Below are 1,528 nucleotides of genomic sequence, written 5' to 3'. Positions count from 1 at the left end.
CTGCGAATCCGTGAGCTGCTGACGTACCATCGTGCCATGACCGAACTACGGCAGCGGCACATCGCCGGATTCGCCGCCGAAGCGATGGAGACGTTCCCTGCTGTCGTGATCGAAGGTGCGCGTCAGGTCGGGAAGAGCACGCTCGCCGGCCAACTCGCGAGCACGAAGCCGGCGACGATCGTCACCTTGGATGACGATGATGTGCGCGCCGCGGCGATCGGTGATCCCGCCACCTTCGTCGCGCAGGCCGGGACGGGGCTGCTCGCGATCGACGAGGTGCAGCGGACTCCCGGACTGCTGCTCGCCATCAAGGCCGCGATCGATCGTGACCGCCGCGCCGGCCGCTTCCTGCTCACCGGGTCGAGCGACCTGCTCCGGATGCCGGGCGCTCCCGAGAGCCTGGCCGGACGCGCCGTCACCGTGCGCCTCGACGGCTTCAGCCAAGGAGAAACCGCCGGTCGGGTCGACGACTTCGTTTCCCGGGTCTCAGCCGCCCCGAATGTCCTGTCAGGTTTCGAGACCGACATCGACCGCCGCAATGTGATCGACCGGATCATCATCGGCGGGTACCCCGAGCTCCAGACTCTCTCCACGCGAATGCGCGATGCGTGGCTTGACGCCTACACCGATCGGCTCCTGACACGGGACTCCAGGGAACTCACGCGCGCATCCGATCCGGGCCGGCTCGCAGCGCTGCTTCGACTGGTCGCGGCGGGGCAGGCGGGCGAGCTCGTCAAGTCCCGCCTCTCCCGGGATGCGGCGATGCCGGAGACAGCCGCAACCGTCGGCCTCGACCTCCTCCAGGCGCTGTTCCTGGTCGGACTGCTGCGCCCATGGACGCCGAACCTCACCAGTCGCGAGGTGGGAAGGCCCAAAGCGATCGTCACCGATTCGGCGCTCGCGGCGCGGCTCGCACGACTGACGGCGGACGCGCTCGCACGCCCGACTGGCGCCCCACATCTCGGCGGGCAACTCGAGGGATTCGTCGTGGCCGAACTCCAGAAGCAATCCCGCTGGGCGAGTCATCCGTTCGAGTTGTTCCACTTCCGCGACCGTGCCGGCCTCGAGGTGGATGTCATCGCCGAACTCGACGACGGCCGGGTGATCGCGATCGAGGTGAAGTCGGGCGCGACCGCGAAACCGGAGCACTTCTCCGGTCTGAAAGGGCTTCGCGATCGCCTCGGCGAACGCTTCATCGCGGGCATCGTGCTGAACACGGCCCAGCGCGCCGTCCCGTTCGGCGAACGCATCTGGGCGGTGCCCGTGCCGGCGCTGTGGGAGCTGTGATCGCGAAATCTCAGCCATGACGAACGCAGCCGACGCCCTCGCCCACCGTCGGCCCGCGACATCCGTCATCGCTGAATGCCTGCGCGTGCAGGCGTTGCGCCGATGCGATGCTTAGTCCGGTACACTTAGTCCACCATCGCGGCGGACTCGGAGGCGACATGGACCCGGTCAACATCCACGATGCGAAGACGCACTTCTCGCGGCTGGTCGACATGGCCGCGGCCGGCGAAACGGTCATCAT

General features: G+C 67.9%; 1 protein-coding gene. It reads left to right on the top strand.

Annotated elements, in window-relative coordinates; genetic code table 11:
• Positions 1-36: 36 nt before the first annotated feature.
• The gene (locus tag IEX31_RS18370; RefSeq protein ID WP_188744833.1) at positions 37-1,287 is read left to right on the top strand and encodes an ATP-binding protein; all 1,251 of its coding nucleotides are present in this window, start codon (positions 37-39) and stop codon (positions 1,285-1,287) included.
• Positions 1,288-1,528: the final 241 nt, after the last annotated feature.

Origin of the sequence: Agromyces bauzanensis (assembly GCF_014645655.1) — a bacterium.
Taxonomy (GTDB): domain Bacteria; phylum Actinomycetota; class Actinomycetes; order Actinomycetales; family Microbacteriaceae; genus Agromyces; species Agromyces bauzanensis.
This window is presented reverse-complemented; position numbering and strand designations above follow the sequence as displayed.

What these genes read in the sequence shown, in the direction of transcription:
- IEX31_RS18370 (WP_188744833.1), top strand. Translation starts at nt 37, where the DNA reads ATGACCGAACTACGGCAGCGGCACATCGCCGGATTCGCCGCCGAAGCG.